27 protein-coding genes and 1 pseudogene are annotated in these 24,762 nt (G+C 69.0%); 6 read left to right on the top strand and 22 right to left on the bottom strand.

Annotation, left to right across the window (positions count from 1 at the left end):
• The first annotated feature begins 91 nt into the window (after window positions 1–91).
• Window positions 92–787, top strand: a complete 696-nt coding sequence (nucS, locus tag BN11_RS11220) for an endonuclease NucS (RefSeq protein WP_048701284.1) — start codon at window positions 92–94, stop codon at window positions 785–787.
• On the opposite strand, the gene BN11_RS11215 is transcribed toward nucS, so the two are convergent.
• From BN11_RS11215 to BN11_RS11205, 3 genes are all read right to left on the bottom strand, one after another.
• Complete coding sequence (locus BN11_RS11215; protein ID WP_048697684.1) at window positions 784–1,389, bottom strand: histidine phosphatase family protein; 606 nt, start codon at window positions 1,387–1,389, stop codon at window positions 784–786. The two genes, nucS and BN11_RS11215, sit on opposite strands and share 4 nt — an antisense overlap.
• Before the next feature lie 100 nt (window positions 1,390–1,489).
• The gene (locus BN11_RS11210; protein ID WP_083433696.1) at window positions 1,490–3,511 is read right to left on the bottom strand and encodes a protein meaA; all 2,022 of its coding nucleotides are present in this window, start codon (window positions 3,509–3,511) and stop codon (window positions 1,490–1,492) included.
• Window positions 3,512–3,613: 102 nt separating this feature from the next.
• Window positions 3,614–3,925 (bottom strand): STAS domain-containing protein, encoded by a 312-nt coding sequence (locus BN11_RS11205; protein ID WP_048697679.1) that lies wholly within the window; start codon window positions 3,923–3,925, stop codon window positions 3,614–3,616.
• Between the two features lie 164 nt (window positions 3,926–4,089).
• Between BN11_RS11205 and BN11_RS11200 the strand changes: the two genes are divergently transcribed.
• Window positions 4,090–4,776, top strand: a complete 687-nt coding sequence (locus BN11_RS11200; RefSeq protein ID WP_048697677.1) for a cob(I)yrinic acid a,c-diamide adenosyltransferase — start codon at window positions 4,090–4,092, stop codon at window positions 4,774–4,776.
• Here BN11_RS11200 and BN11_RS11195 read toward each other — a convergent pair.
• From BN11_RS11195 to BN11_RS11120, 16 genes are all read right to left on the bottom strand, one after another.
• Complete coding sequence (locus BN11_RS11195; RefSeq protein WP_048697675.1) at window positions 4,764–5,204, bottom strand: DUF2550 family protein; 441 nt, start codon at window positions 5,202–5,204, stop codon at window positions 4,764–4,766. The genes BN11_RS11200 and BN11_RS11195 overlap by 13 nt on opposite strands.
• A 33-nt stretch (window positions 5,205–5,237) precedes the next feature.
• Window positions 5,238–5,501, bottom strand: coding sequence for a F0F1 ATP synthase subunit epsilon (locus tag BN11_RS11190; RefSeq protein ID WP_048697673.1), 264 nt, complete (start codon window positions 5,499–5,501; stop codon window positions 5,238–5,240).
• A 212-nt stretch (window positions 5,502–5,713) separates the two neighbouring features.
• Entirely contained in the window at window positions 5,714–7,186 is a 1,473-nt protein-coding gene (atpD, locus tag BN11_RS11185; protein ID WP_048697670.1) for a F0F1 ATP synthase subunit beta, read from the bottom strand.
• A gap of 11 nt (window positions 7,187–7,197) precedes the next feature.
• Window positions 7,198–8,106 carry a F0F1 ATP synthase subunit gamma gene (locus tag BN11_RS11180; RefSeq protein WP_048697668.1) on the bottom strand — a complete coding sequence of 303 codons (909 nt, stop codon included), beginning with the start codon at window positions 8,104–8,106 and terminating at the stop codon, window positions 7,198–7,200.
• A 44-nt stretch (window positions 8,107–8,150) separates the two neighbouring features.
• A complete protein-coding gene (gene atpA / locus BN11_RS11175) occupies window positions 8,151–9,785 on the bottom strand; it encodes a F0F1 ATP synthase subunit alpha (protein WP_048697667.1) in 1,635 nt (544 codons plus the stop codon).
• A 98-nt stretch (window positions 9,786–9,883) separates the two neighbouring features.
• A complete protein-coding gene (locus BN11_RS11170) occupies window positions 9,884–10,693 on the bottom strand; it encodes a F0F1 ATP synthase subunit delta (protein ID WP_048697665.1) in 810 nt (269 codons plus the stop codon).
• On the bottom strand, window positions 10,693–11,295 hold the full coding sequence (locus BN11_RS11165) for a F0F1 ATP synthase subunit B (RefSeq protein WP_083433694.1): 603 nt from the start codon (window positions 11,293–11,295) through the stop codon (window positions 10,693–10,695). Before BN11_RS11165 ends, BN11_RS11170 begins: the two co-directional genes overlap by 1 nt.
• A gap of 46 nt (window positions 11,296–11,341) precedes the next feature.
• A complete protein-coding gene (atpE, locus tag BN11_RS11160; RefSeq protein WP_048697661.1) occupies window positions 11,342–11,548 on the bottom strand; it encodes an ATP synthase F0 subunit C in 207 nt (68 codons plus the stop codon).
• A 123-nt stretch (window positions 11,549–11,671) separates the two neighbouring features.
• A complete protein-coding gene (gene atpB / locus BN11_RS11155; protein WP_235435444.1) occupies window positions 11,672–12,478 on the bottom strand; it encodes a F0F1 ATP synthase subunit A in 807 nt (268 codons plus the stop codon).
• Window positions 12,479–12,564: 86 nt separating this feature from the next.
• The gene (locus tag BN11_RS24695) at window positions 12,565–12,831 is read right to left on the bottom strand and encodes an AtpZ/AtpI family protein (RefSeq protein ID WP_048697658.1); all 267 of its coding nucleotides are present in this window, start codon (window positions 12,829–12,831) and stop codon (window positions 12,565–12,567) included.
• The gene (locus tag BN11_RS11145) at window positions 12,828–13,298 is read right to left on the bottom strand and encodes a hypothetical protein (RefSeq protein ID WP_048697655.1); all 471 of its coding nucleotides are present in this window, start codon (window positions 13,296–13,298) and stop codon (window positions 12,828–12,830) included. Before BN11_RS11145 ends, BN11_RS24695 begins: the two co-directional genes overlap by 4 nt.
• Before the next feature lie 24 nt (window positions 13,299–13,322).
• Window positions 13,323–14,447, bottom strand: a complete 1,125-nt coding sequence (locus BN11_RS11140) for an MraY family glycosyltransferase (protein WP_048697652.1) — start codon at window positions 14,445–14,447, stop codon at window positions 13,323–13,325.
• 22 nt (window positions 14,448–14,469) lie between these two features.
• On the bottom strand, window positions 14,470–15,738 hold the full coding sequence (locus BN11_RS11135) for a serine hydroxymethyltransferase (RefSeq protein WP_048697649.1): 1,269 nt from the start codon (window positions 15,736–15,738) through the stop codon (window positions 14,470–14,472).
• 54 nt (window positions 15,739–15,792) lie between these two features.
• Complete coding sequence (locus BN11_RS11130) at window positions 15,793–16,533, bottom strand: L-threonylcarbamoyladenylate synthase (RefSeq protein ID WP_083433693.1); 741 nt, start codon at window positions 16,531–16,533, stop codon at window positions 15,793–15,795.
• A gap of 42 nt (window positions 16,534–16,575) precedes the next feature.
• On the bottom strand, window positions 16,576–17,706 hold the full coding sequence (locus BN11_RS11125) for a heparan-alpha-glucosaminide N-acetyltransferase domain-containing protein (protein ID WP_157044093.1): 1,131 nt from the start codon (window positions 17,704–17,706) through the stop codon (window positions 16,576–16,578).
• Window positions 17,707–17,717: 11 nt separating this feature from the next.
• Window positions 17,718–18,575 (bottom strand): PIG-L family deacetylase, encoded by an 858-nt coding sequence (locus BN11_RS11120; protein WP_048697645.1) that lies wholly within the window; start codon window positions 18,573–18,575, stop codon window positions 17,718–17,720.
• A 311-nt stretch (window positions 18,576–18,886) separates the two neighbouring features.
• Between BN11_RS11120 and BN11_RS11115 the strand changes: the two genes are divergently transcribed.
• From BN11_RS11115 to BN11_RS21305, 4 genes are all read left to right on the top strand, one after another.
• Window positions 18,887–19,804, top strand: a complete 918-nt coding sequence (locus BN11_RS11115) for a diacylglycerol/lipid kinase family protein (RefSeq protein ID WP_048697644.1) — start codon at window positions 18,887–18,889, stop codon at window positions 19,802–19,804.
• A 331-nt stretch (window positions 19,805–20,135) separates the two neighbouring features.
• The gene (locus BN11_RS11110; protein ID WP_048697641.1) at window positions 20,136–21,086 is read left to right on the top strand and encodes a 13E12 repeat family protein; all 951 of its coding nucleotides are present in this window, start codon (window positions 20,136–20,138) and stop codon (window positions 21,084–21,086) included.
• Between the two features lie 12 nt (window positions 21,087–21,098).
• Window positions 21,099–22,343 (top strand): phosphatase domain-containing protein, encoded by a 1,245-nt coding sequence (locus BN11_RS11105; protein WP_048697638.1) that lies wholly within the window; start codon window positions 21,099–21,101, stop codon window positions 22,341–22,343.
• 107 nt (window positions 22,344–22,450) lie between these two features.
• The gene (locus BN11_RS21305) at window positions 22,451–23,170 is read left to right on the top strand and encodes a DUF4253 domain-containing protein (protein WP_162213216.1); all 720 of its coding nucleotides are present in this window, start codon (window positions 22,451–22,453) and stop codon (window positions 23,168–23,170) included.
• A gap of 26 nt (window positions 23,171–23,196) precedes the next feature.
• Here the strand turns inward: BN11_RS21305 and BN11_RS22645 are convergent, their stop codons facing one another.
• From BN11_RS22645 to BN11_RS11090, 3 genes and pseudogenes are all read right to left on the bottom strand, one after another.
• A complete protein-coding gene (locus tag BN11_RS22645; RefSeq protein WP_157044092.1) occupies window positions 23,197–23,583 on the bottom strand; it encodes a hypothetical protein in 387 nt (128 codons plus the stop codon).
• Window positions 23,584–24,083: 500 nt separating this feature from the next.
• Window positions 24,084–24,239 (bottom strand): hypothetical protein, encoded by a 156-nt coding sequence (locus tag BN11_RS22640; RefSeq protein WP_157044091.1) that lies wholly within the window; start codon window positions 24,237–24,239, stop codon window positions 24,084–24,086.
• A 107-nt stretch (window positions 24,240–24,346) separates the two neighbouring features.
• Window positions 24,347–24,762, bottom strand: a pseudogene (locus BN11_RS11090) (peptide chain release factor N(5)-glutamine methyltransferase); the annotation flags it as partial.

The raw sequence follows: 24,762 nt of genomic DNA, 5'->3' as shown, positions 1-24,762 counted from the left end.
CCCCCCCCCCGCCGCTAAGTCCGACGTTTGGCGGGTCCTGACTCGCGAAACGTCGGACTTTGTGCGGGCGGGCGACGTAGAGTTCTGCCTCGTGCGCGTCGTGATCGCCAAGTGCAGTGTGGACTACGAGGGCCGGCTCACGGCCCACCTCCCGCTGGCCACCCGGCTGCTCATGGTAAAAGCCGACGGCTCGGTGCTCGTGCACAGTGACGGCGGGTCCTACAAGCCGCTGAACTGGATGTCGCCGCCGTGCTCGATGGCCGAGGCCGTGCCCGACGAGGACGAGGCGGCCGACGGGGTGACCCTGGTGTGGGTCGTGCGGCACGCGAAGTCCGACGATGCCTTGCGCGTGCGGATCCACGAGGTGGTCTCGGATGCGACCTACGACCTCGGCGTCGACCCGGGCCTGGTCAAGGATGGCGTCGAGGCCCACCTGCAGGCCTTGCTCGCCGAACACATCCACACCCTCGGCGACGGCTACTCGCTCGTGCGGCGCGAATTCATGACCGCCATCGGACCGGTCGACATCCTCTGCCGCGACGGTGACGGGGTGACGGTTGCCGTGGAGATCAAGCGCCGCGGCGAGATCGACGGCGTCGAGCAGCTGACCCGCTACCTGGAACTGATGAACCGTGACCCGCACCTCGCCCCGGTCACGGGCATCTTTGCGGCACAACAGATCAAGCCGCAGGCGCGCACCCTGGCCGAGGACCGCGGCATACGATGCGTGGTGCTCGACTACGACGAACTCAAGGGCATCGACACCTCCGAGCACCGGTTGTTCTAAGTCGCCTCCGCGGGTGCCCACGGGCCGAGGATCCAGCCGTCGTCGCCGGCGCTCAGGTCCACGCTCGCGCAGTTCGCGAGCGGGGGTGGGCTGCCGGCGGGACCACCCGTGGCCACGTTCGGGAGCCCGAGCGACATCACGCCGCCGTGCGAGATGACAAGCACGTGCTCGCCGCGGTGCAGGTCGGCGATCGCCGAGAGGGCCTCACGGAACCGGGTCACGACCTCCTCGCCCGACTCGGCCCCGGGTATGCGGTGGCTCAGCTCCCCCGCCAGCCACGCGGCATACGTCGTGGTCAGGCGCTCGTCGTCGACGGGTTCGCCGACCAGGTCCCCGACGCTGAACTCCTGCAAGCCGGCCATCTCACGGTGCCCGACACCGAGGCCTGTCGCGGCGATCCGGCCCGTCTCGACGGCCCGCGCGAGGGGACTCGTGTAGACGAGCGCGATCCGCTTCTCGCCCAGCCGTGTTGCCAGTTGCGCCGCCTGCTCCCGGCCGCGCGCCGTCAGGCGCCCACCCTCGTCGGAGAGCAGATCCCCATGGGAATACTCGGCCTCCGCGTGGCGCGCGACGATCAGCGTCGCCGGGCAGTGCAAACTCACCCGGCCAAACCTAGCCGCAACTCAGCAGAGAGTCGTCAAATCAGCACACCGTGCTAGGTGTGCTGATTCGACCAGCCTTTGCTAGCAGAGATTCCTCGGGTCAGGCGGGGACCGAGGTCGACGCCCGGATGATCTCGACGAAACGGGCCATGATCTCGTTGAGACCGAAGTCCTTGGGGGTGAAGACGGCGGCGACGCCCTGGTCGGTCAGTTTGACGGCGTCGGACTCGGGGATGATGCCACCGACGACGACGGGGATATCGCCCGCCCCCGCGTCCCGCAGGCCACTCAAGATCTCGGGCACGAGCTCCATATGGGAGCCGGACAGGATGGAGACGCCGACGAGGTGGACGTCCTCGGCGACAGCCGCGGCGACGATCTGCTCGGGCGTGAGGCGAATGCCCTGATAGATCACCTCGAAGCCGGCGTCCCGGGCCCGGACGGCGATCTGCTCGGCGCCATTGCTGTGGCCGTCGAGGCCGGGCTTGCCGACGAGGACGCGCAGCTTCTCGCCGAGTTCCTTCTCGAGGTCGGCCACCGACGCCCGCACGGCCATCAGCTCGTCGCCGGCCTCGGCCACGCCGACGGACCCGGAAACCCCAGTGGGAGCCCGGAATTCGCCGAACACCTCACGCAGCGCCCCGGCCCACTCGCCCGTGGTCACCTCGGCCCGGGCGCACTCCAGGGTCGCGGGCATCAGGCTCCCGGTGCCCGCGGCATCCTCCTTGAGCCGGGCCAGCGCGGCCGCGGCTCGCTCCTTCTTGGCGGGGTCGGCGTCTCGCGCCGCGCGCCAGGCCTGCACGGCTTCGGCCGCTTTGACCTCGACGTCGTGGTCGACGGCCTGGATGGCGGTCGTCAGGTCGGCCGTCAGCGGGTTGGGCTCGGTGGTCTCGAACTTGTTGACACCGACGATGATGTCCTCACCCGCCTCGATACGCCCCCGGCGGCGGGCATGCGAGGCAACGAGGGCCGACTTCATATAGCCGCTCTCGACGGCTGCGACCGCCCCGCCCATCTCGGCGATCCGCGCCATCTCCTCCTTGGCGCCGGCGACGAGTTCGGCGACCTTCGCCTCGACCACCGGCGACCCGGCGAACAGGTCGTCATACTCCAGCAGGTCCGACTCGTAGGCGAGCACCTGCTGGATCCGCAGCGACCACTGCTGGTCCCACGGGCGCGGCAGGCCGAGCGCCTCGTTCCACGCCGGCAGTTGCACCGCGCGCGCCCGCGCGTCCTTGGACAAGGTCACGGCCAGCATCTCGAGCACGATGCGCTGGACGTTGTTCTCCGGCTGCGCCTCGGTCAGGCCGAGGGAGTTGACCTGCACCCCGTAGCGGAAGCGACGCTGCTTGGCGTCGGTGACGCCATACCGCTCCTGGGTCAGCTCGTCCCACAACGCGACCAGAGCGCGCATCTTGCACATCTCCTCGACGAAGCGCACCCCGGCGTTGACGAAGAAGGAGATGCGGGCGACGACAGCGCCGAACTCCTCCGCCGGCACGGCCCCGGAGTCGCGGACCTCGTCGAGCACGGCGATCGCCGTGGACATCGCGAAGGCGATCTCCTGCACCGGGGTCGCGCCGGCCTCCTGCAGGTGATAGCTGCACACATTGGTCGGGTTCCACTTCGGGATCTCCCGCACCGTGTAGGTCACGACGTCGGTGAGCAGGCGCATCGACGGGCCGGGCGGGAAGACGTAGGTGCCGCGGGAGAGGTATTCCTTGATGATGTCGTTCTGGGTGGTGCCGGCGAGGGTATGCCGCGCCGCGTCCGGGTCCTCGCCCGCAGCGATCGCCTGCTCCTCCGCGACGACTTGGTAGAGCGCCAGCAACCACATCGCGGTGGCGTTGATCGTCATCGAGGTGTTCATCGCCGTCAGCGGGATGCCGTCGAAGAGCGCGCGCATGTCGCCGATGTGGCTGATCGGGACGCCGACCTTGCCGACCTCGCCGCGGGCGAGGGCGTGGTCGGGGTCGTAACCGGTTTGCGTCGGCAGGTCGAAAGCGACGGACAGGCCCGTCTGACCCTTGGCCAGGTTGCGCCGGTAGAGCTCGTTGCTCGCCGCAGCGCTCGAGTGCCCGGCATAGGTGCGCATCACCCAGGGACGATCACGATCAGTCATGCCAAGAACGCTACCCGGCGGCCGGCGCCTCGAAGCCGGGCTCGTGACCAATGACACCGGTGAGACCGGGCGGTCCCGGCATGACGCTGCAGTGGGTGTGAATCAGCGGTATGCGGGTCGCGGCGCGAACTGCCGGCGCAGGGCCAGCCGGCGGAACAGCCGCTCCGAACCGTCGCTGACGGCGACCAGGCGCATCTCCCGCCCGTGGCGCCGGCCCCGGCGGTGGCATTCGAGGAGCAACCCGAGCCCGGTGGCGTCGGTGATCTCGGCCCGGCCGAGATCGAGCAGCAGCGGGGTCCCCCGGCCGTCATCGATCAACGCATGCAGATCGCCTCGCAGGTCGGCCGCAGAGTGGACATCGATGACGCCCGTGATCGTCACGAGGCGTCCCTCGGCGTGGTCGGCGACCACCACCTGGGCGGTCCTCTCGCGTAGCGCCGGTCCCATAACTCCAACCCCCTGCATCCGGTTCACACTGTTATATACGCAGTAGGGCCCCATCCGGTTGGGTGACACGCGTCACTCCCGGATCTCGTGACCGTAATGTGATGACGTTGCGCATGCGGCAGGCTGGACCCATGGTCAACCTCACCCGCATCTACACCCGCACCGGAGACGACGGCAGCACCGCGCTCGGCGACTTCACCCGCACGCGCAAGACCGACGCCCGCCTGGCTGCCTACGCCCACACCAACGAGGCCAACGCGGCGATCGGGGTGGCGATCGCCGCCGGGCAGCTGCGCGACGACGTGCGCGAGGTGCTGCTGCGGGTGCAGAACGACCTCTTCGACGTCGGTGCGGATCTCGCGACGCCGGTGCGGCCGGCATACGACCATGAGCCGCTGCGGGTGCAGGCGGAATGGGTCGATGAGTTGGAGGCGGATTGCGACCACTTCAACGGCCGGCTCGAGTCGCTGCGCTCCTTCATCCTGCCCGGCGGGACGGCCGCCTCGGCGTACCTGCACCTCGCGTGCACCATCGTGCGGCGGGCCGAGCGCGCCACCTGGGCGGCGATCGAGCGGTATGACGTGACCCCCGCCCCCGCGCCGGCACCGGGTGGGATCAACCCGCTCACCGCGACCTATCTCAACCGGCTCTCGGACCTGTTGTTCATCCTCGCGCGGGTCGCCAATGTAGACGACGGGGGCGACGTGCTGTGGCGACCCGGTGGCGGGCGGGCGGCGGCACCGGTCAAGCGGACGAGGACGATCGCTGCGGATGACCCGCTCACCGACGACGACGCGCCCCGGGATCAGGTGAACTGACCCGGCAGGCTCGTGCTGGAGCCAGGTGGCGAGGACTCCATCCAGGCCCGCATGGCGGTCAGCGCGGCCGGTTGCATCGCGATCTCGAAGTCCCCGCCCTGATCGGAGGCCGGGGCCGTCAGGGCTTCCCCCAGCACGGGGACGAGCTCGGCGCTCGGTGCGGGAGGGCCGAGCTGGAAGGTCGAGCGGTTCCACGTGGTCGCCGGCCGCAGCGCAGGACCGAAGATGGTGAACCAGTCCAGGCTCTGGCCCCCAAAACGCAGCAACCCCAGCCGCCACTCGGGCTTGGCTGGGGTTCGCAGCGCGCACAGCATCAGGGGCTTGTCGTCCGCGATGAGGTGTCGGCGCACCAGGACGAAGCCGATACAGACCAGCAGGAGCGCGAGCAGCACTCCGAGGACCAGCTCGGTGATCTCGAGCAGTCCCACGCGCCCTCCTCCGGCTGCGAGGCGATCGCGGCGTCAGCCGTCGATGCCCTCGACGACCTCGGAGACGATGGTGACCTTGTCCTGGTCGACCGACAGGAAGCCGCCGTCGATGTGGACCTTGCGCGGGCCGTCGGTGCCGTGGACACGGACCTCGCCCTCGGCGAGCACCACCAGCGTCGGCTCGTGCCCGGGCATGATGCCCATGTCGCCCTCGACGGAGCGCGCCGAGACCATGCTCGCCTCGCCGGACCAGACCTCGCGGTCGGCGGCGACCAGTTCAACCTGCAACGGAGCCACGAGAGCAACCTTTCGGCATCGACGGGTTTCGACAGAAGGATTGCCACCAAGTCTAACCGACCGCCCAGCGTGCTCTTCGCCCGCGGGGTCGGCCGGGATGCCGCGTTGATCGCGATTCCTTCGGCGATCGCCGAGCCTCGACGATCGCCGAAGCAGGGATCCCCCCGGACGACGTCCGGGGGGGATCCCTGCATCGGTGATGAGGAGCGAAATCAGAGGTTCTTGGAAATCTCCGCCCACTGGCGCTCGACGTCGTCGAGGCCACCGCACATGAAAAAGGCCTGCTCGCCGACGTGGTCGTACTCGCCGTCGCAGATCTTCGTGAAGGCCTCGATGGTCTCGTTCAGCGGGACTGTCGAGCCCTCGATGCCGGTGAACTGCTTGGCGACGTAGGTGTTCTGCGACAGGAAGCGCTGGATGCGGCGAGCCCGGTTGACGAGGATCTTGTCCTCTTCGGAGAGCTCGTCGATACCGAGGATGGCGATGATGTCCTGCAGTTCCTTGTTGCGCTGGAGGATCTGCTTCACGCGCACCGCGGTGTTGTAGTGGTCATCGGAGATGTAACGGCGATCCAGGATCCGGCTGGTGGAGGTCAGCGGGTCCACGGCCGGGTAGATGCCGAGCGAGGCGATCTCACGCGAGAGCTCGGTGGTGGCGTCCAGGTGGGCGAAGGTCGTCGCCGGGGCCGGGTCGGTGTAGTCGTCGGCCGGCACATAGATCGCCTGCATCGAGGTGATCGAGTGACCACGCGTGGAGGTGATGCGCTCCTGGAGCACACCCATCTCGTCGGCGAGGGTGGGCTGGTAACCCACGGCGGACGGCATGCGGCCGAGGAGCGTGGAGACCTCGGAACCGGCCTGGGTGAAGCGGAATATGTTGTCGATGAACAGCAGCACGTCCTGCTTCTGCACATCGCGGAAGTACTCCGCCATCGTCAGCGCCGAGAGGGCGACGCGCAGACGCGTGCCCGGCGGCTCGTCCATCTGACCGAAGACGAGGGCGGTCTGGCCGAGAACGCCGGCCTCCTCCATCTCGACCATCAGGTCGTTGCCCTCACGGGTGCGCTCGCCGACACCGGCGAACACCGACACACCGCCGTGGTCACGGGCGACCCGGGCGATCATCTCCTGGATGAGCACGGTCTTGCCGACGCCGGCACCACCGAACAGACCGATCTTGCCGCCCTGCACATACGGGGTCAGCAGGTCGATGACCTTGATGCCGGTCTCGAACATGACGGTCTTGGACTCGAGCTGGTCGAAGGCCGGTGCCGGGCGGTGGATGCCCCACCGCTCCTGCACATCGAGGGTCTCGCCCTGCTCGAGGTTCAGGCACACGCCCGTGGTGTTGAAGACGTGGCCGAGGGTCACATCGCCGACGGGCACGGTGATCGGGCCGCCGCTGTCCTGCACGGCCGTGCCGCGCACCAGGCCGTCGGTCGGCTGCAGGGAGATGGCGCGCACCATGTTGTCGCCGATGTGCTGGGCGACCTCGAGGTTGAGGGTCTTGGTGCCCTCGCCCCCACCCTCACCGGCGAGGCTGACCTCGGTGGTGAGCAGGTTGTACTGGTTCGGCATGGCGTCGGCGGGGAACTCCACGTCGACGACCGGGCCGATGATGCGGGAGATGCGGCCGACGCCACCCTGCTGGGTGTCCTGGGCCGAATCGGTGACAGTCGCGGTCATATCTGGTTTCCTCACTTGCTCTCGGCCAGGGCGCTGGCACCGCCGACGATTTCGCTGATCTCTTGGGTGATCTCCGCCTGGCGCGCTTGGTTGGCCAGCCGGGTGTAGGTGTTGATGAGGTTCTCGGCGTTGTCCGTGGCCGACTTCATCGCGCGCTGGCGGGCGGCCAGCTCGGACGTCGCGGCGCTGAGCAGACAGGTCCAGATGCGCGCGGTGACATAGCGCGGCAGCATCGTGTGCAGAACCTCTTCGGCGTTGGGCTCGAACTGGTAGAGCGGCAGGATGTCCTTGACGCCGTCGTGGTTCGCGTCCTCGGGGGCGTCGACGACCTCGATCGGCAACAGCCGCAGCACGCGGGCTTGCTGGTTGACCATCGTGTTGAAGCGCGTGTAGACGACGTGGATCTCGTCGAGGCCGCCCTCCTCGGTCGGCCGCAGGAAGTCCTCGATCAGCCGCTCGGAGATCGCTCGAGCCCGCTCGACCTGGGGCTTCTCGGTGTTACCGGTCCACTCCGCGGCGTAGTCGCGGCCGCGGAACTTGTAGTAGGACACCGCCTTGCGCCCAACCAGATAGGGAACGACCTCTTTGCCGTCCGCGCGCAGCTCCCCGATGAGGCGCTCGCTCTCCTTCATCGTTCCCGAGGCGTAGGCACCGGCCAGACCGCGGTCGCTGGTCAGGATGAGCACACCGGCCCGCGTGGGGTTCTCGACCTCCGTGGTCATCGGGTGGTCGTAGTTGCTGTGCGTGGCGAGTGCCGACAGCGCCGTGGTCAGCGCGTGCGTGTAGGGCGCGGACTCGAGGACGGCCGTGCGGGCCTTGACGACACGCGAAGCCGCCATGAGTTCCATTGCCCGGGTGATCTTCTTCGTCGCCGACACCGAGCGGATGCGCTGCCGGTAGACCCGGATCTGCGCTCCCATAAGTTCTGCCTCTCTGTGGTGGGAGGTCTGATCGCGTCAGCGCGTCAGCGCTGGCGGACGATCTGCTCTTGGTCGATCTCGTGCTCGAGGTGGCCCGGGTCCGGCTCGTGACCGACCGGCACATTGTGCGAACCGGAACCGTCGAACTGCTTCTTGAACGCATCGACAGCACCCTCGAGGGACTTCTCGGTGTCGTCCTCGAACTTGGTCGTCTCGCGGATCGTGTCGAGGATGCCCTTGTTCTCGCGGCGCAGGTAGTCGAGGAACTCGGTCTCGAAACGCTGGACGTCCTCGACCTCGATGTCGTCGAGCTTGCCCGTGGTGCCGAGCCAGATCGAGACGACCTGCTCCTCCACCGGGTAGGGGTTGGACTGCTTCTGCTTGAGCAGCTCCACCAGGCGACCACCACGCGCGAGCTGGGCACGCGAGGCCGGGTCGAGGTCGGAGGCGAACATCGCGAAGGCCTCGAGCGCACGGAACTGGGCCAGGTCGAGCTTGAGCCGACCGGAGACCTGCTTCATGGCCTTGATCTGCGCGGCACCACCGACACGGGAGACGGAGACACCCACGTCGATCGCCGGGCGGACGTTGGAGTTGAACAGGTCGGACTGCAGATAGATCTGCCCGTCGGTGATGGAGATGACGTTCGTCGGGATATAGGCCGAGACGTCACCGGCCTTGGTCTCGATGATCGGCAGACCCGTCATCGACCCGGCGCCCAGGTCGTCGGACAGCTTCGCGCAGCGCTCGAGCAGCCGGCTGTGCAGGTAGAAGACGTCGCCGGGGTAGGCCTCGCGGCCCGGCGGGCGGCGCAGCAGCAGCGACACGGCGCGGTAGGCCTCGGCCTGCTTGGACAGGTCGTCGAAGACGATCAGGACGTGCTTGCCCTGGTACATCCAGTGCTGGCCGATGGCCGAGCCGGTGTAGGGCGCGAGGTACTTGAAGCCGGCCGAGTCGGACGCGGGCGCGGCGACGATCGTGGTGTACTCCAGCGCGCCGGCGTCCTCAAGGGTGCCACGCACGGAGGCGATGGTCGAGCCCTTCTGGCCGATGGCGACGTAGATGCAGCGCACCTGCTTGGTCGGGTCACCGGTGTCCCAGAATTCCTTCTGGTTGATGATGGTGTCGACCGCGACGGTGGTCTTGCCGGTCTGCCGGTCACCGATGATCAGCTGACGCTGGCCACGACCGATGGGGGTCATGGCGTCGACGGCCTTCAGGCCGGTCTGCAGCGGCTCGTGCACCGACTTGCGGGAGACGACGTTGGGGGCCTGCAGCTCCAGGGCGCGGCGCCCTTCGTCGGCGATATCGCCGAGGCCGTCGATCGGCTGGCCAAGCGGGTTGACCACGCGGCCGAGGAAGGCGTCGCCCACCGGCACCGAGAGGACCTCACCGGTGCGCTTGACGGTCTGGCCTTCTTCGATCTTGGAGAAGTCACCGAGGATGACGACACCGATCTCGTGGACGTCGAGGTTGAGCGCGATGCCCAGGGTGCCGTCCTCGAACTGGAGCAGTTCGTTCGTCATCGCCGAAGGCAGGCCCTCGACGTGTGCGATGCCGTCACCGGCGTCGATGACGCGGCCGACCTCCTCCCGGGAGGCCTGGCCGGGCTGGTAGGACTGGACATAGGCGTCCAGCGCGTCCCGGATCTCCTCGGGACGGATCGAAAGCTCCGTCATCTCTTCTTCTCTCCTTTGGCGTCCGCGGTGGCTGCGGGGCTGTCTGTATGTCGCTTGTGTGACTGTGGTCGGCCGGGGGCCGTCCGCGGGGTGTGGGGTCAGCCGCCGAAGTGGCGACGGGCCCCTTCGAGCTTGGTGGCGATGGTGCCGTCGATGACCTCGTCGCCGACCTGGACCTTCAGGCCGCCGACGATCTGGGGGTCGACGATCGACTGGACCTGGATCGGGCGGCCGTAGAGCCGCTCGAGCGCGCCGGCGAGCCGCTGCCGCTCCTCGCCGCTGATCTCCTGGGCGGAGGTGACGACGGCGGTCAGCTGGCCGCGCCGGTCGGCGATGAGCTTGAGGTAGGACTCGAGGATGGCGTCGAGGCGCTTGTCGCTGCGCTTGCCGACGGCCTGCTTGGCGAGGCGAACCGTCTCCGGTGCGGACTTGCCGTCGAGCAGCCGCTCCACGAGTTCGGCCTTGCCCGCAGGGTTGCCCTGGCGGTTGGTCAAGGCGTCCCGCAGTTGCGGGGTGCCGTCAACGATGCGCTCGAACCGGAAGAGCTCGTCCTCGACCTGCTGCAGCCGGCCGGCTCGGTCGGCACTCTCGGCGAGGGCCGCGACACCGAAGTTCTCGATGGTGTCGCTCAGGTCCCGCTCGTCCGCCCAGCGCTGGCCCGCCAGGACGGCGAGCACGTGGGTGGCCTGGTCGGAGACCTTGCCGCCGAAGAGCCGGCGCGCCAGGCCGTCCTTGGCCTCGCCCTCGCGGGAGGGGTCGGTCAGGGCGCGGCGCAGGGTCGCGTTGCCGTCGATGGTCGAACCGGCCGCGAAAAGCTGCTCGGCCAGGTCGGCGGCGTCGACGGAACCGACGACCTCGCGCAGGGCGTCCATCCCCGCCGCAGCGGCAGCACGAGAGCTGCCGCGCATCAGGATTCGACCTTCTGCGGCTTCAGGTCGCCGGATTCGAGTTCGGCGAGGAAGCGATCGACGATGCCCTTCTGGCGGGCCTCGTCGTGGAGGGACTCCCCGACGATCTTGCTGGCCAGGTCGGTCGAGAGGCGACCCACCTCACCGCGCAAGCTGGCGGCGGCCTGCGAGCGCTCGGCCTCGATCTGCCGGTGGGCGGCGTCGGTGATCCGGGTGGCCTCGGCCTGCGCCTGGCCACGCATCTCGTTGACGATCTGCGTGCCCTGGACGCGAGCATCCTCGCGGATCTTGCTCGCCTCAGTGCGGGCGTCCTTGAGCTGGGCCTCGTACTGCGCCTTGGCGGCATCGGCGGCGGCCTGCGCTTCCTCGGCCTGGGCCATGCCACCCTCGATGGCGGCCGCGCGGGCGGCATACGCCTTCTCGAGGTTGGGCACGACCTTCTTGGCGACGACCCAGTAGAGGATCGCGAAGGCGATGATCCCGAAGATCAGCTCCCCCCACAGGGGCAGGATCGGGGTCCGCCCGGCGACCGGGTCGCCTCCCGCGGTTCCCTCGGTTTCCGCGACGAAGGTCACCAGCGGTGCGAGACCTGTCAAGTGCACGGCGTTCTCCTAGTGCTCGGTGCGAACGAATCGGTGGTGCTGCGGATCAGCGGAAGACGAACGCGAGAACCAGACCGAAGATGGCGAGCGCCTCGGCGAGGGCGAAGCCGAGGATGGCGATGCCCTGGAGCATGCCGCGGGCCTCGGGCTGGCGGGCGACGCCGTTGATGAAGGCGGCGAAGATCAGGCCGATGCCGATACCGGGGCCGATAGCCGACAGGCCGTAGCCGAGGATCGCGATATTGCCTTGCATGAAAGGTCCTCTTCCATTTCTGTGTGATCCGACACCGGCACTGCGCCGAGCGGAAGTCTCTGCGGGTTATTCAGTTGTGATTTGCGGTCAGTGGGACCCGCCCTCCGACCGGACAGCTTGGGGTCAGTGCTCCTCGGAGATCGCGTCCGAGATGTAGGTCGCGGCGAGGAGGGTGAAGATGTAGGCCTGCAGGAACTGGATCAGGGCTTCGAAGGCGGTGAAGATCAGCGCCATCAGGAACGATCCGACGGAGACGACCTTCAGGCCCGGCCCGCCGTGGAGCAACATGTATTCGCCACCCATGATGAACAGCAGCAGCAGCATGTGGCCGGCGAACATATTGCCGAAGAGTCGCAAGGCCAGGGTGAGCGGCCGGATGATGAAGTAGGTCGCGTACTCCAGCGGGATGATCAGCGCATAGATCGGCTTGGGCAGGCCCTTGGGGATCATGCCGCTGAGGTAGTGGCCGACGCCTTTTCGCCGCATGCCGGCGATGTGATACACGGCATACACGATGAGAGTCAGGGCGATCGGGAAGCCGATGCGGCTCATCGTCGGGTACTGGATCGGCGGGATGATGCCAAAGAGGTTGTTGAGCAGGATCAGCGTGAAGAGGCTGAAGAGAAGCGGCGTGTACTTCAGGAAGTCCTTGGACCCGATGATGTCGCGGGCGATCCCGTTTCGGACGAAGTCGTAGGCCTGCTCGACCATCCACTGCCCCTTGCCCGGGACGATCGCCGCCTTCTTCGTCAAGGTCACCAGCAAAACGCCCAGGATGAGCACCGAAAGGGCCATCATCAACATGGGCCGGGTGAAGGTCCAATCACCACTGCCGAAGATCGGCCAGTAGAACTCTTCGGGTGACGGGGCGTGGAAGCCTTCCGACTCACCCTCGCTGGCAAGGGCTAGGCCTACCAGGCTCAGACTCACGTGGTCTCCTCGGACGATCTGGACATGCATGACCCCGTGCCAGAGCACCACTCACCGGGGGAGGCGAGCGGAGGTGGTCGGGGAAATCACTGCCTACCGTACCGGACCCATACCGTGTAAAGCGAAACGGCCATACCGATCAGGACACCTGGCAAGACGAGCCACGACGTGCCGACCCAGCGGTCGAGCAAGTAGGCCACTCCGCCGAACAAGAGCGGCCCCGCCAGGACATACGAGAGCGCGTCCCACATCGGCGGCGTCGTCTGCCCGGGGTGCCCCGCGTCCTTGCGCTCGAGCGGGGTGGGCCCCCGCTCGTCCCCGCCCTCCTTCTCGCCCGGCAGCGGGCCGCTCATGCGGTATGCCGCGGGCTCGCCTCGGACGGCGAACTCGCCGGTGTCGTGGGTTCGTCGAAGACGAGGCGCCGGGTGCGCAGATAGCCGACGACCTGGAAGATCTGCCACACCAGCGCCACCGCGAGGGCGGTCAGGCCGAACGCCCGGCCGTCGAGCCAGTCGGCGTTCTGCAAGAACAAGATCACGAGCAGCAGGAAGATCAGCTGCCCGAAGAAGACGGCCAGCGCGGTGGCCATGAACAGCAGCGGCGGGGTGTTGGCGGCGAACCGGTTCATGACGATCATGCCGAGCAGGAAGAAGGCGATCGTCACGGCATACCCTAAAGCCGCCCCACCCGCGGCGCGCCCGCCCCCCGCGAAGAACGCGATGGCGATCGCGATCGGCCCGACCAGCAGGGTCGGGATGAACGCGGTGCGGGTCATCGCGGCGAAGGGGTTCGGCGGGCCGACCGCTGCAGGAACGCTCACCGCGCCATTATCGCTGCTGGCGCGTCATACGTCGGGCGCGTACGTCTTGGGCCGGTGGCCCGCCGCGGAGAAACGGGGCAGCCAGCGGGTCAGGCTCGCAGTGAGCGCGAGGGCCGCGATCAAGATGCTACCGGCCACCAGCGGAGGGAGGAAGACGAAGGCGACACAGCCGAAGGACGCGACGGCGGCCCAGAGCCACAGCAGCAGGACCGCGCGCCGGTGTCCGTGGCCGATCTGCAGCATGCGGTGATGCAGGTGCTGGGCATCGGGGCTCCACGGGTGGCGGCCGGCGCGGGTGCGGCGCACGATCGCGAGGACGACGTCGAGCAGCGGCAACAGGATGATCGCGAACGGCACCAGCAGGGGCAGCAGCGCCGCACCGACCTCGTTGCCGGAGACCTGGGCCGGGCTGCCCCCGCCCGTCGTGGAGATCATCGCCGCCGCCAGCAGCAGCCCGAGCAGGAGGGCGCCGCTGTCGCCCATGAAGAGCCGGGCCGGATAGAAGTTGTGCGGCAGGAAGCCGAGGCAGCACCCGAGCAGGGCGGCAGAGATGAAGCTCGCCGAGCTGAACACATTGGGCGGGTCGAACCCGCGGGAGATGTAGTAGCTGTAGGCGAAGAAGGTGGCGGCCGCGATCGCGACGACGCCGGAGGCGAGTCCGTCGAGGCCGTCGATGAAGTTGACGGCGTTCGTCGAGACGAGCACGGCGAAGATCGTCAGGGTCGCGAGCACCGGCGCCGGGAGCACCGTCGTGACGCCGAAGACCGGCAGGCTGAAGAGTTGAACGCCGAAGAAGGCCATGATGGCGGCGGCGACGATCTGCCCGCCGAGTTTGGTGAGCGGGTCCAGCTCGCGGATGTCGTCGATGGCGCCGAGCAGGCAGATCACACCCGCCCCGAGCAGCACTCCCCACAGCTCAGGGGTGTCGAAAACCTGTGTCAGGAAAGGCAGTTTCGACGCGGTGAAGGTTGCCGCGGCGAAGCCGGCGAAGATCGCCACTCCCCCCAGCCGCGGGATCGGCACGGCGTGCACGTCGCGGTCGCGCACCTGGGTGAAGGCCCCGAATCGCACCGCCAGCCGGTATGCCGCGGGCACGGCGAGGTAGGTCGTCGCCATCGCGACGATCAGGACGAAGATGTACTCGCGCACCCGCGGTCAGGCCGGCCGAGCGTCAGCGCGGGTATGCCGGGAAGCGCATCACGAGGTCGGTCACCGCAGCCCGGACTTCCTGGGAGACCGGGTGGCCGGGGTCGGCGTCCCCCTCGGTGACGGCCTTGGCGATCAGGCCCGCGATGGTCTTCATCTCCTCGGTCCCCATGCCCTGGGTCGTGACGCAGGGCGTGCCGACGCGGATGCCGGAGGCGACCGACGGCGGGGCCGGGTCGTTGGGGATGGCGTTCTTGTTCAAGACGATGCCGGCCGCGTCGGCGCGGGCCTCGGCGTCCTTGCCGCTGACCCCGACGCCCTGCAGGTCGTGCAGCGACAGGTGGGTGTCGGTGCCGCCGGTGGTGGGCCGGATGCCGTGCTCGCCCAGCGTGGTCGCCAGGACCGAGGCGTTGTCCACGACCTGCTTGGCGTACGCGGCATACTCCGGCGTCCCGCACTCCTTGAAGTTGACCGCCTTGGCCGCGATGACGTGCATCATCGGCCCGCCCTGCATCATCGGGAAGACCGCCTTGTCGATTGCGGCCTTGTGCTCCTCGGTGCAGACGATGGCGCCGGAGCGCGGGCCGCGCAGCACCTTGTGCGTGGTGAAGGAGACGACGTCGGCGTAGGGCACGGGACTCGGGATCGCCTTGCCGGCGACGAGCCCGATGAAGTGCGCGGCGTCGACCCAGAAGATCGCCCCGACCTCGTCGGCGATGGCGCGGAAGCGTTCGAAGTCGATCAGCCGCGGGATCGCCGAGCCGCCGGCGAGGATCACCGTGGGGCGGTGCTCCTTGGCGAGGGCCTCGACCTGGTCGTAGTCGATGTCCTCGGTCTCGGCGTCGACGCCGTAGTGGACGGCGTTGAACCACTTGCCGGAGAAGGAGACCTTGGTGCCGTGGGTGAGATGCCCGCCGTGCGGCAGCGACATCGCGAGGAGGGTCTCGCCCGGCTTGAGGAAGGCACCGTAGACGGCCTGGTTGGCACTGGCGCCGCTGTGCGGCTGGACGTTGGCGTGGTCGGCACCGAAGAGGGCCTTGCACCGCTCGATGGCGAGGTTCTCGGCCTTGTCCACCTCCGCGCAGCCGCCGTAGTAGCGGCGGCCGGGGTAGCCCTCGGCGTACTTCATCGACAGCACCGACCCCATGGCGGTGAGGACCTCGGGCGAGGTGAGGTTCTCGCTCGCGATCAGCTGCAGACCGCCGCGGAGCCGGTCCAGCTCGCTCATCAGGACGCCGGCGATCTCCGGGTCGAAGGCTTCGAGGGCGTCGTAGTCGGAACCGTAGAAGGTCATCGGGCTTCCCTTGTCGTCGGGCCGGTCGGCGGGTGTGATCCGGTTCCGCCCACTCTATTGCTGCGGCGGCTCGGAGCCGGCGCTGTCCACGCCCGCCCCGCCAGTCTGATCGTGCACCTCGGCCTCGTCGTGCACCTCGTTCACGTGCTCCGGCTCGGCCTCGATCGGCGCCGTCACGGCCAACAGGTCGTCCTCGCTGATCGCCCCGGCGCGCAACACGACCGGCTCGGCGCCGGTGCAGTCGAGGATCGTCGACGGCTCCTGGCTGGTGCGCGGCCCGCCGTCGACATACACCTCCACGGCCGAGCCGAGCTGGGTGGCGGCGTCCAGGACGCTGGTGGCGGGCGGCATACCGTGCTTGTTCGCGCTGGTGACGGCCATCGGACCGGTCTGCTCGAGGATCTCCAGGGCGATCGGGTCGTCGGGCATCCGCACGGCCACCGTCCCGCCCGTCTCCCCCAGGTCCCAGTGCAGGGACGGCTGAGCCGTCAACACGACCGTGAGCGCGCCGGGCCAGAACCGCTCCACGAGGTCACGGACATACGGCGGAATGTCGGTGGCGATCCCATCCAGGGTGCGCAACGCGCCGATGAGCACCGGCGGCGGCACGTCCCGCCCGCGGTCCTTGGCATCGAGCAGCGCCTGCACGGCCCCCGCGTCGAAGGCGTCGCACCCGATGCCGTAGACGGTGTCGGTCGGCATCACGACGAGGTGCCCGCTGCGCACCGCGCTGACCGCCGCCTCGACGGCGATCTCCTGACTCTCGGGCGTGCTGGCATCGACCACCGGACTCATGGGCGTGAGTCTAAAGTCTGTACGCGCCGCCACCATGCGGGTTCAGGCCCGCACGTAGATCCGCTTGCGGTCGAGCACCAGCGCGAGCGCCCACCAGGCCAGGACGGAGGCGATCACCCAGGCAAGGTGGGGGTGACCGGTCCAGCCGAGTTTCGCCGAGAGTCGCTCGGGGAGGCTGGGCTCGCCCAGTCGCAGCATGATCATCATCGCCACGTGCGAGCCGAAGTAGACCAGCAGGCTGTTGCGGCCCAGGGCCCGGAGCGGATAGGCCAGCCGGTAGCCGATCGCGCGATGGGGTCCGGTGTCGACGACGGCGTAGGCCAGGGTGAGCAGGAGCACGCCGGCGGTCGCCGTGATCAGGCCGTATGACGGGGTCCACAACCACTTCAGGGCGGGCACGACCTGGGCGAAGGCCCAGCCAGCGATGGCGACGGTGGCCGCCCACGCGAGCAACCGGGCGACGGTATGCCGCTGCCGGTGCCGGTCGGCGAGCAGGTGGCCGACGACCACGCCGGCCGAGGCGATGGACAGTGCGCCGAGTATGCCGAGGATCCCCTCGGTCTCGAAGCCTCGCTTCCCGAGCCGGTAGAGGTGGTCGAGGCCGCCCAGCCACGCTCCCTCGACGGTGAGGGTGGGGTTGCAGGTGGGCTGCGGCATACCGCCGACGCAGTCGCGCGAGACGGCGAACCAGAACAGGGTGAGCAGACCCGACCACACCAGCGTGAAGGCGATCCACGCCCGTGCCGAGCGCAGCCAATGGTGGAGCAGCGCGACGAGGACGACCAGCGCGGCATACAGCTGCAGCACTCCGGTGAAGCGCAGGTCGGCGAGCCCACGTTCGGGCGCGGCGACATAGTTGTATGCCAGCCCGGCGAGGACGAGCACGAGGGCGCGGCGGGCGTTGCGGCGCCAGCGCACGTGGTTGCGGAAGGCGAACGCCATGCCGCAGCCGGAGAGGGTGACGAAGAGCGGGAAGATCCAGTCGTAGTAGTGCAGGCCGACCCATTTGGTGTGGACGAAGGCCTCGGGGCGGGGCGCGAGGACAGCCTCGGCGCTGACGCTGAGGATGAGCATGACCCCGCGGGCGGCGTCGAGGGACCCGACACGCGAGGGGCGCTCGGCCGGGTCCTCGGCCAGGGCGGTCGAGGCGGGGGCCGCGGGTGCCTGGCTCACGGCACCCAGGGTCACATGTCAGGCACCCGGAACCAAGACTCCACGCGCGCGCGCGCCGGGACGTTGGGCGATGGTGCGGGCCGCGGCGCCGCCACGGGCTCGCGGGGCGACGTGGTGAGCGCCGGGAGGCGAGCGGGCTCGGTCTCGACCACGCGATAGGAAAAGGGGTCGCGGGCCTGCGCGCTGAAGAACTTGCGCACGGATGTGTCGCCGACACCCCAGCGCGATTCCTCGACGTTGACGAATTTGTAGGGTTCCTGGTGTTCCGGGGCAATCGGTGTCGAAACACCCTCGCGGACGACGCGTAGCCCGGCGTCAAGGACGGCCTGCTTGCGGAAGCACAGTGTGTAATAGCGCGGCGGCATGTCGGTCCAACCGCCGGCGAAGAGCGAGGCGACCGCGTCATGGCACGCGAAATGGTCGCTGTGGTATTCGTCGCCGTATTCGCTGACGGTCTTCAGATCGCTGCCCGACGGCGCGTGCTTGCGAATGATCGCGGCCACGTCGGCGGGGGTGACGGCGTTTTCGTCGAGCCGGTCCTCCCAGGTGGGGATGATGGGCGTGGCGCCGAGACCGCGCACCGACCACTCGAACTCCCGGTCGCGGACGGCGCCGAATTCCTTCTCACACGGCGTTCGGTCGAGCATTTCCTGCAGGCACGGCCGAGTCCGCACGGAGGATTTGTTTCCGCGGCCGATGAGCAACACCCGCACATCACGACCCCGAGCCACGTGTTCCCGGATCGCCGCGCCCATGAACAGCAGTTCGTCGTCTTGATGAGGCGAGACGAAAACGGCCGGGGCGGCGGGAATCCCGGCCCGGGTGATCGCGAGATTTCGGGTTGCCGACGGCGCGTGCCTCGTCCTCATCGCTCCTCCTCGTGCATTCCCGTCCGACGTGGGACGAGAAATTAGATCAGGACCGGCGCGGCTCGGCGCCGCTGCGCGGAGTGTCGCGTCATCGCAACAGTACTGTTACACATGCGACTGGTGGGATGGCAGTGATTCCAGAGGCCCCCGGCTTCGAGCTCGGAGGCTCACCGATATCGGACGCACACCCGGTGGTGACGGCGCACGACCGGTAGTGACACGGTCTTGTGATGCGTCACGTCCCAGCGGTGCGAGGTGGTGCCGCGCCCGGTGACTAGGGTGGCCCATATGCGGATGGGCCGGGCCACGCGGTGACGACGACCGAAGCGATCGCCGTCATCGCGAATCCGTCGAAACCGCAGTGGCGCAAGGCGATCCAGGCAATCGAGCGGGAGTGCGCGGAGCCGCCGGCCGTGATCACCACCACCGTCGAGGACCCCGGCGCCGGGGTGGCACGGCAGGCGATCGCGGACGGCGCGCAGCGATTGGTCGTCTGCGGTGGCGACGGCACGGTTCGCGAGGTCGCCGCGGGGACGGCGGGCAGCGGCATACCGGTGGGTGTCGTCCCGATCGGGACCGCGAACATCTTCGCCCGCAACATCCACCTCGCCCCCCGTGCCCTGGCGGCGAACGCCGCGCGGGCGGTCCACGGTGAGGCGCGCGCTCTCGACCTCGGCTGGGCCACGCTGCATACCGCCGACGGGGGCGAGCGGCGCCTGCCCTTCCTGGTCCTCGCCGGCATCGGCAACGACGCCGCCACCGTGCTCGGGACGCGCGCGATCATCAAGTCCCGCGTCGGCTGGCTCGCCTACTTCGAGTCCGGCGCCCGCCACCTGCTGCACCGCCCCATTCCGATGGAGGTGGCGCTCGACGACGAACCGGCACGGCAGGTTCAGGCGTGGAGCGTGCTCGCCGCGAACTGCCCACGCGTCCCACCGGGCATCCTGGTCTTCCCCGGCGCCGACCCCACGAACGGCCGCCTGGAGACGCTCGTCGCGAGCGTCCGCTGGCCGCACCAGTGGGCCGCCGTCGCCGCGCAAGGCTTGCGGATGCCGGTGCGCGCCAGCGCTTTACGGTATGCCGCGTGCTCCCGCCTGCGTGTCACGCCCAGTCGCCCCGTCCCCACGCAGGTCGACGGCGACGCCGTCGCGGGCGTCACCTCACTCACGGTGACCATCGACCCGGCGAGTGTGCGGATCGTGGGCGGCTCACAGCGTCCTTCTGCCTGACCTTCGCGGGTGGGTGCCCGGGCGGCCGCGGGCCGGCCGCGTGGGCCGGTCTCGGGGCCGGCCGGACGCCTGTCGCAGAGGTTGTCGGAGAGGTTGTCGGACCCTCTCGTTAGGGTGGCGGTAACGCAACCCGGGGCACCCTTCCCGTGACCCATTCACCTGCGAAAAAGGTTGCGCCGCAACACAACCGGGTTGCACCAGGACTAGAACTGGTGTACGATAAACAGATCTCCCGACACCGGCGTCGGGAGGCCCAGACGGCTGGCACCACGGGCGAGGTGCGGTCGCCACCGGAAACTGGGTACGTCGAGATGACTGGGGGTCTTTCGAGATGAGCGTTATCGAGCTACCGCGCTCCACCGCACGCGAACGTGAACACCAGCAGTGGTGGGAGGACGCCACGGTCATCGCGGGCGAGCTGAACCACTGGCATGCGCAACTGGTCGACCTGACCGCGCGGGTGATCGCCGCCGACGCGTGGGGCGCCCACGGCGGGATCCGTTCCCCGGCACATTGGCTGGCGCTGCGGGCCGGGCTCTCCCCGGCCACCGCAGCCCACATCGTGACCCTTGCCCAAGCCCGCGCGCGGATGCCCATCGTCACCGGCCTGTTCGAGTCCGGCAGGCTGTCCCTGGACCAAGCAGTCGTGATCGCCTCCCGCGTCCCGGCGGCCTACGAAGAATCCGTCTGCGAACTCGCACCGAAAATGACCGTCACCCAACTGCGACGCGCGACCAGCCGCTACTTCTTCGACGACGACACCACCGACACCACGACGACCGCCGACACCACCAGTGCGGCTGACACCACCAGCGCGGCTGACCCGTTCACCGACGACCAAACCGCCAACAACCAAGACGCCGACGAGCAAGGCGCCGACTACCAAGGCGCCGGCGACGCGGTTACCGGCGCGCCGGGCGTGCCCGGCCACGACGAGACCGGGCACGACGAGACCGGGCACGACGACACGAACACCAACGCGGACGATGACGCGGACTACGGCGCGAACACCAACGCGGACTATCACGCGCACGATTACGCGGGCTGCGACGCGGACGATGAGGCGGATGGCCGCGGCGGCGTGGGTGACCCGGCCGGGGCGCTGTGGCCGGGACGGCGACGGCGACGGCGACACCACCGACGGCGACACCAGCACCGGCAACCGGCACCCCCGCAGCGGAACCACCTACACCCCACCCCTGGGCGAACGCGCCGACTACGGCTGGATCAGCTACCGCAAACGCGACACCGCCTGACCGGGAACCCGCGACCCGGCCGCTGACAAGATGGGTGGGTGAGCGCCACCCACCCTGATCCCGGCAATCCGGAGTCCGCGGAACCCGACCCCGGCCGACCCGACCCCGCGGTCACCCTGCGCGCGCTGATCGCCGGGGTCACCAGCGCCGGCGAGGAGGGCCACGTCCTCGACCTGCTGCACAGTCTCGACGACGAGCAGCTGAGCTCGGCCGTGGCGGGCGTGGACGCCGGTGACCTCTTCGGGAGCGTCGATGACCGGGTGTTCGGCCCTGACCGGCGCACCGCCCTGCGCGAGCTGTTCCGCAGTCGCGCGAGCGGGCTGTCGGTGGCGGCGCGCGCGTCGCTGCTCTACGGCCTGCAGCGGGGGCACACCAGTGACGCGGACGAGGAACTGATGCGCGATCTCTTCCTCGCCGTCGGCGGGCGCGAACTGACCGAGGTCAAGAACGCCATCAACATGCGCACCGACGCCCACGACCTCGAGGGCCTCGTCTTCGAGGACATCGACAGTGACGAGATCCGCGACGCGATCCTCGCGCACTTCGCTGCCGAGGCCCCGGCTGTCGGTATCGCGGGCACCAAGGTGCTCTCCGATATCGACGACACAGCCTTCTCCCGGATCCACGAGAAGCGCTACCCCAAGGGCGAGGTCATCCCCGGCATCCTCGCCGTCTACGAGGCGCTCGATCTCGGCACCAGTGAACCGCCGTTCTCCCGCGGCGACCTCGCGTTCGTCACCGCCCGTCCGGACGATGCCCTCAGCCTCATCGAGGGCGCGACCCGCGAAAGCCTGGCCAAGGCCGGCATCGCCAGCGTCAACGTCATCGGCGGCAGCTTCCTCGCGCTACGGAGCAAGGACGACATGGCCGCCAAGAAGGTCGCCAATATCGACAACTACAGCCGGCTCTTCCCCGAATACCGGATCGTCTTCATCGGCGACAGCGGCCAGGGCGACCCCCTGACCGGCGAGACGATCCTGCAGCAGCACCCGGAATCCGTTGCGACAGTCATCATTCACGACGTCGTAGCCACCTCCCCGGACGAGCGGGCGGAGTGGGCGGCCAAGGGGCTGCACTTCGTCGACACCTACATCGGGGCCGCCCCCATCCTGCGCGAGATGGGCCTGATCTGCCCCAAGCAGGTCGCGCGCATCGCCGAGGAGACATCCGCCGCGCTCGACGCGATCGCGTGGGAAAGCCCCGAGCAGGAGGCGGCGGCGCGGGCGCTCGTCGACCGCGACACCAAGGCCGCCGCACCGGCGATGGTGGACGACCGGCCATGATCTTCCGCCGCCGCTCCAAGAGCGAGCCGGCTCCGTCCCCGCCCGCGCCGCTACCTGTGCCACCATTCGCACCCGACCCCGTCGCGGTGGCGGATACCGTTGTGCCGGTGGACGATCCACGCCAGCTGTATGCCGATGCCGGCCTCGCGCTGCCACCGCCCACCGACCGTGGCGAGGTGCGCCCCGGGATGCGGGTGCTGAGTCTCGTTGTCCCAGAGACAGAGTCGACACTGGAGGTGTGGGAACGGCTCCGTGACCTACACCCTCACACCGGCTACTGGCCGATCGTGGTCGGCGAAGGTCTCTGGGAGAGCACGATTTTCGAGTTCGGCGGGCCGGGCTCTGCACAACCGTATGCCGCCGGCGATGGGCGGGCGTGGTTCGAGGCGAAATATGCCGAGCGGTTCGGTGAAGAAGGCCCGATCCGCGGCCAAGCCGAACCCGTGCCCGGCACGGACACCTGGGACGACCTGCTCGGCGTCACCCTCGGCGAGGCGACGGAGATCGCGCTCGTGCCCGCCGCATACGGCTGGGAGGCACCCTCCGTGCTCGGCTGGTCGGGAGCGGTGAACTACGACATCGACGAGAGCGAGCACGCGACCGTGCTGCGTCGGTGGTCCGGCCAGTGGGGCCTGGAGGTCGTCGGTCTCTCGCTCGACATCCTCTCGGCCCGAATCGCCCGGCCGGCGACCACGCCTGAGGAGCGCCTCGCGCGCGCCATGGAGATCTACCTCTATTGCCCCGATGCGGTCGACCAGGGCGTCGGGTCGATCGACGCCCTCGCCGCCGGCACCTGCCTGCCCGCCATCGCGCTCTGGTGGGACTGACTCACCGCGTCACGGACACGGCTTATTCACCGCGTCAGGGACACGATGCGCACGGGTCCGCTGTCGGCCCGGTAGTCGAGGTTGTCGGGCTCGGCGGCGAGCACCAGCCGGTGTAGGTCCGCAGGTGCTTGCCATAGGCACAGGCAACCACCGCCGGGATCCACCGCCACTCGCCGCCGACCTCGCCTTGGCGAAGCGTGTCGCCGGTAGCGACGGCGATCAACCTGGACCCGCCCGCCGAACTCAACCAGGGGGCCGGCGAGCACCAGATCGTCGCTGGTTCCCCGGGCCTGCAGACGTCCTCCCGGCACGCGCCAGAGTTCTTCCCCCCGCCGGACATCGAGCCCCGCGACGTCGCCGGACAGCTGCGGGCGTCCGAAACGGTCGACGGCCCGGATCTCGTTGACGATCACTCGGCCACCTCCGACTCCGACGCCGTCCCAGCCCGTGCCTGCCAGGACAGCGACCCCCCTCGGTGACGCCGAGCAGCCGGACGTTCGACCAGCGGTTGGGTGTTGCCGGGATGACCTCTGGCGCATCGGAATCCATCGTGGACCACGCGACCTCGCCCGTGCTGACGTCCAACGCCGTGATGCCGACGCGTTGCCAGTTCCTGGAGCAGTTGCCGTGATCGTCACACAGCGAGAAGTCCTTGATGAGCGCCAGCTTTCGACCACCCGAATCGACGACCACCGGGCCGGACTCGGCGCGGCCTCCGGTGTAGCCGTGTATCGGATAGGTGCAGATGCGATGCATCCAGCGCACCGCCGGGTTGCTGGCTTCTCGGGCCTCCAGGATCCATTCGCTCGAAGGATTCCTCGCGACGAGCACAGTCTCTCCGGCAACCGTCACCGAGTCGAAGTCCGCGCGACCCGGTTCCCGGGCCGCTCCCGCGGCACGGACGGGCGACGGATCAGCGGGTGACGTCCTGGTGGGTGCGCGAGGCGTGCGGCAGGACGACGACGGCGCTGCCGCCCCGAGCGGGGTAGGCCTTGATGGCCGCAATGAGTTCGATGTCGGCCTTCGTCGGGCGAAGGTCCTTGAGGAAGTTCTTGATGAAATTGCTCATGACTCCAGGGTGCGGCATCGCTCAGCCATGCGTCCAATAGCAGAAACACAAGACAATCATGAGCGCCACGCATAGATCGGTGAGTATGTTCCCGGGCATCGGCGCGATCAGCAGCCCGCCTGCCCCTCCCCCGCTGCTCGGCGAGCGACAACCGCCCGGGGGCGGCCGGTCAGGTCGAGGTGGTCCACCACGTCGACCCAGCGATGACATCTCGACGGGGTCGAATCGCTCTCTCGACGGAGGACGCGGACGAGGGCCTCGCCCTGGGTGTCGGCATGCTCCATCACGAAAACCCCTCCGGGACGCAGCAATCGGGCGGCCCGGGCGGCGACGGCCAGCGGGATGGTGAGCCCGTCGGCGGAGCCGCCATAGAGAGCCAGCTCAGGATCGTGGTCGCGGACCTCGGGGTCGACGGGCACCTGGCCGGCAGGGATATAGGGCGGGTTGCTCACGACGACATCGACGCCCCCCTCCAACTCGGGGAACGCCGCGGCCGCCTCGCCCTGCCGCAACTCCACAGGCG

Source organism: Nostocoides australiense Ben110 (assembly GCF_001050535.1).
GTDB classification, from domain to species: Bacteria; Actinomycetota; Actinomycetes; order Actinomycetales; family Dermatophilaceae; genus Nostocoides_A; species Nostocoides_A australiense.
Note: the sequence above shows the minus strand (reverse complement) of the source record. Positions and strands in the feature narration are given on the sequence as shown.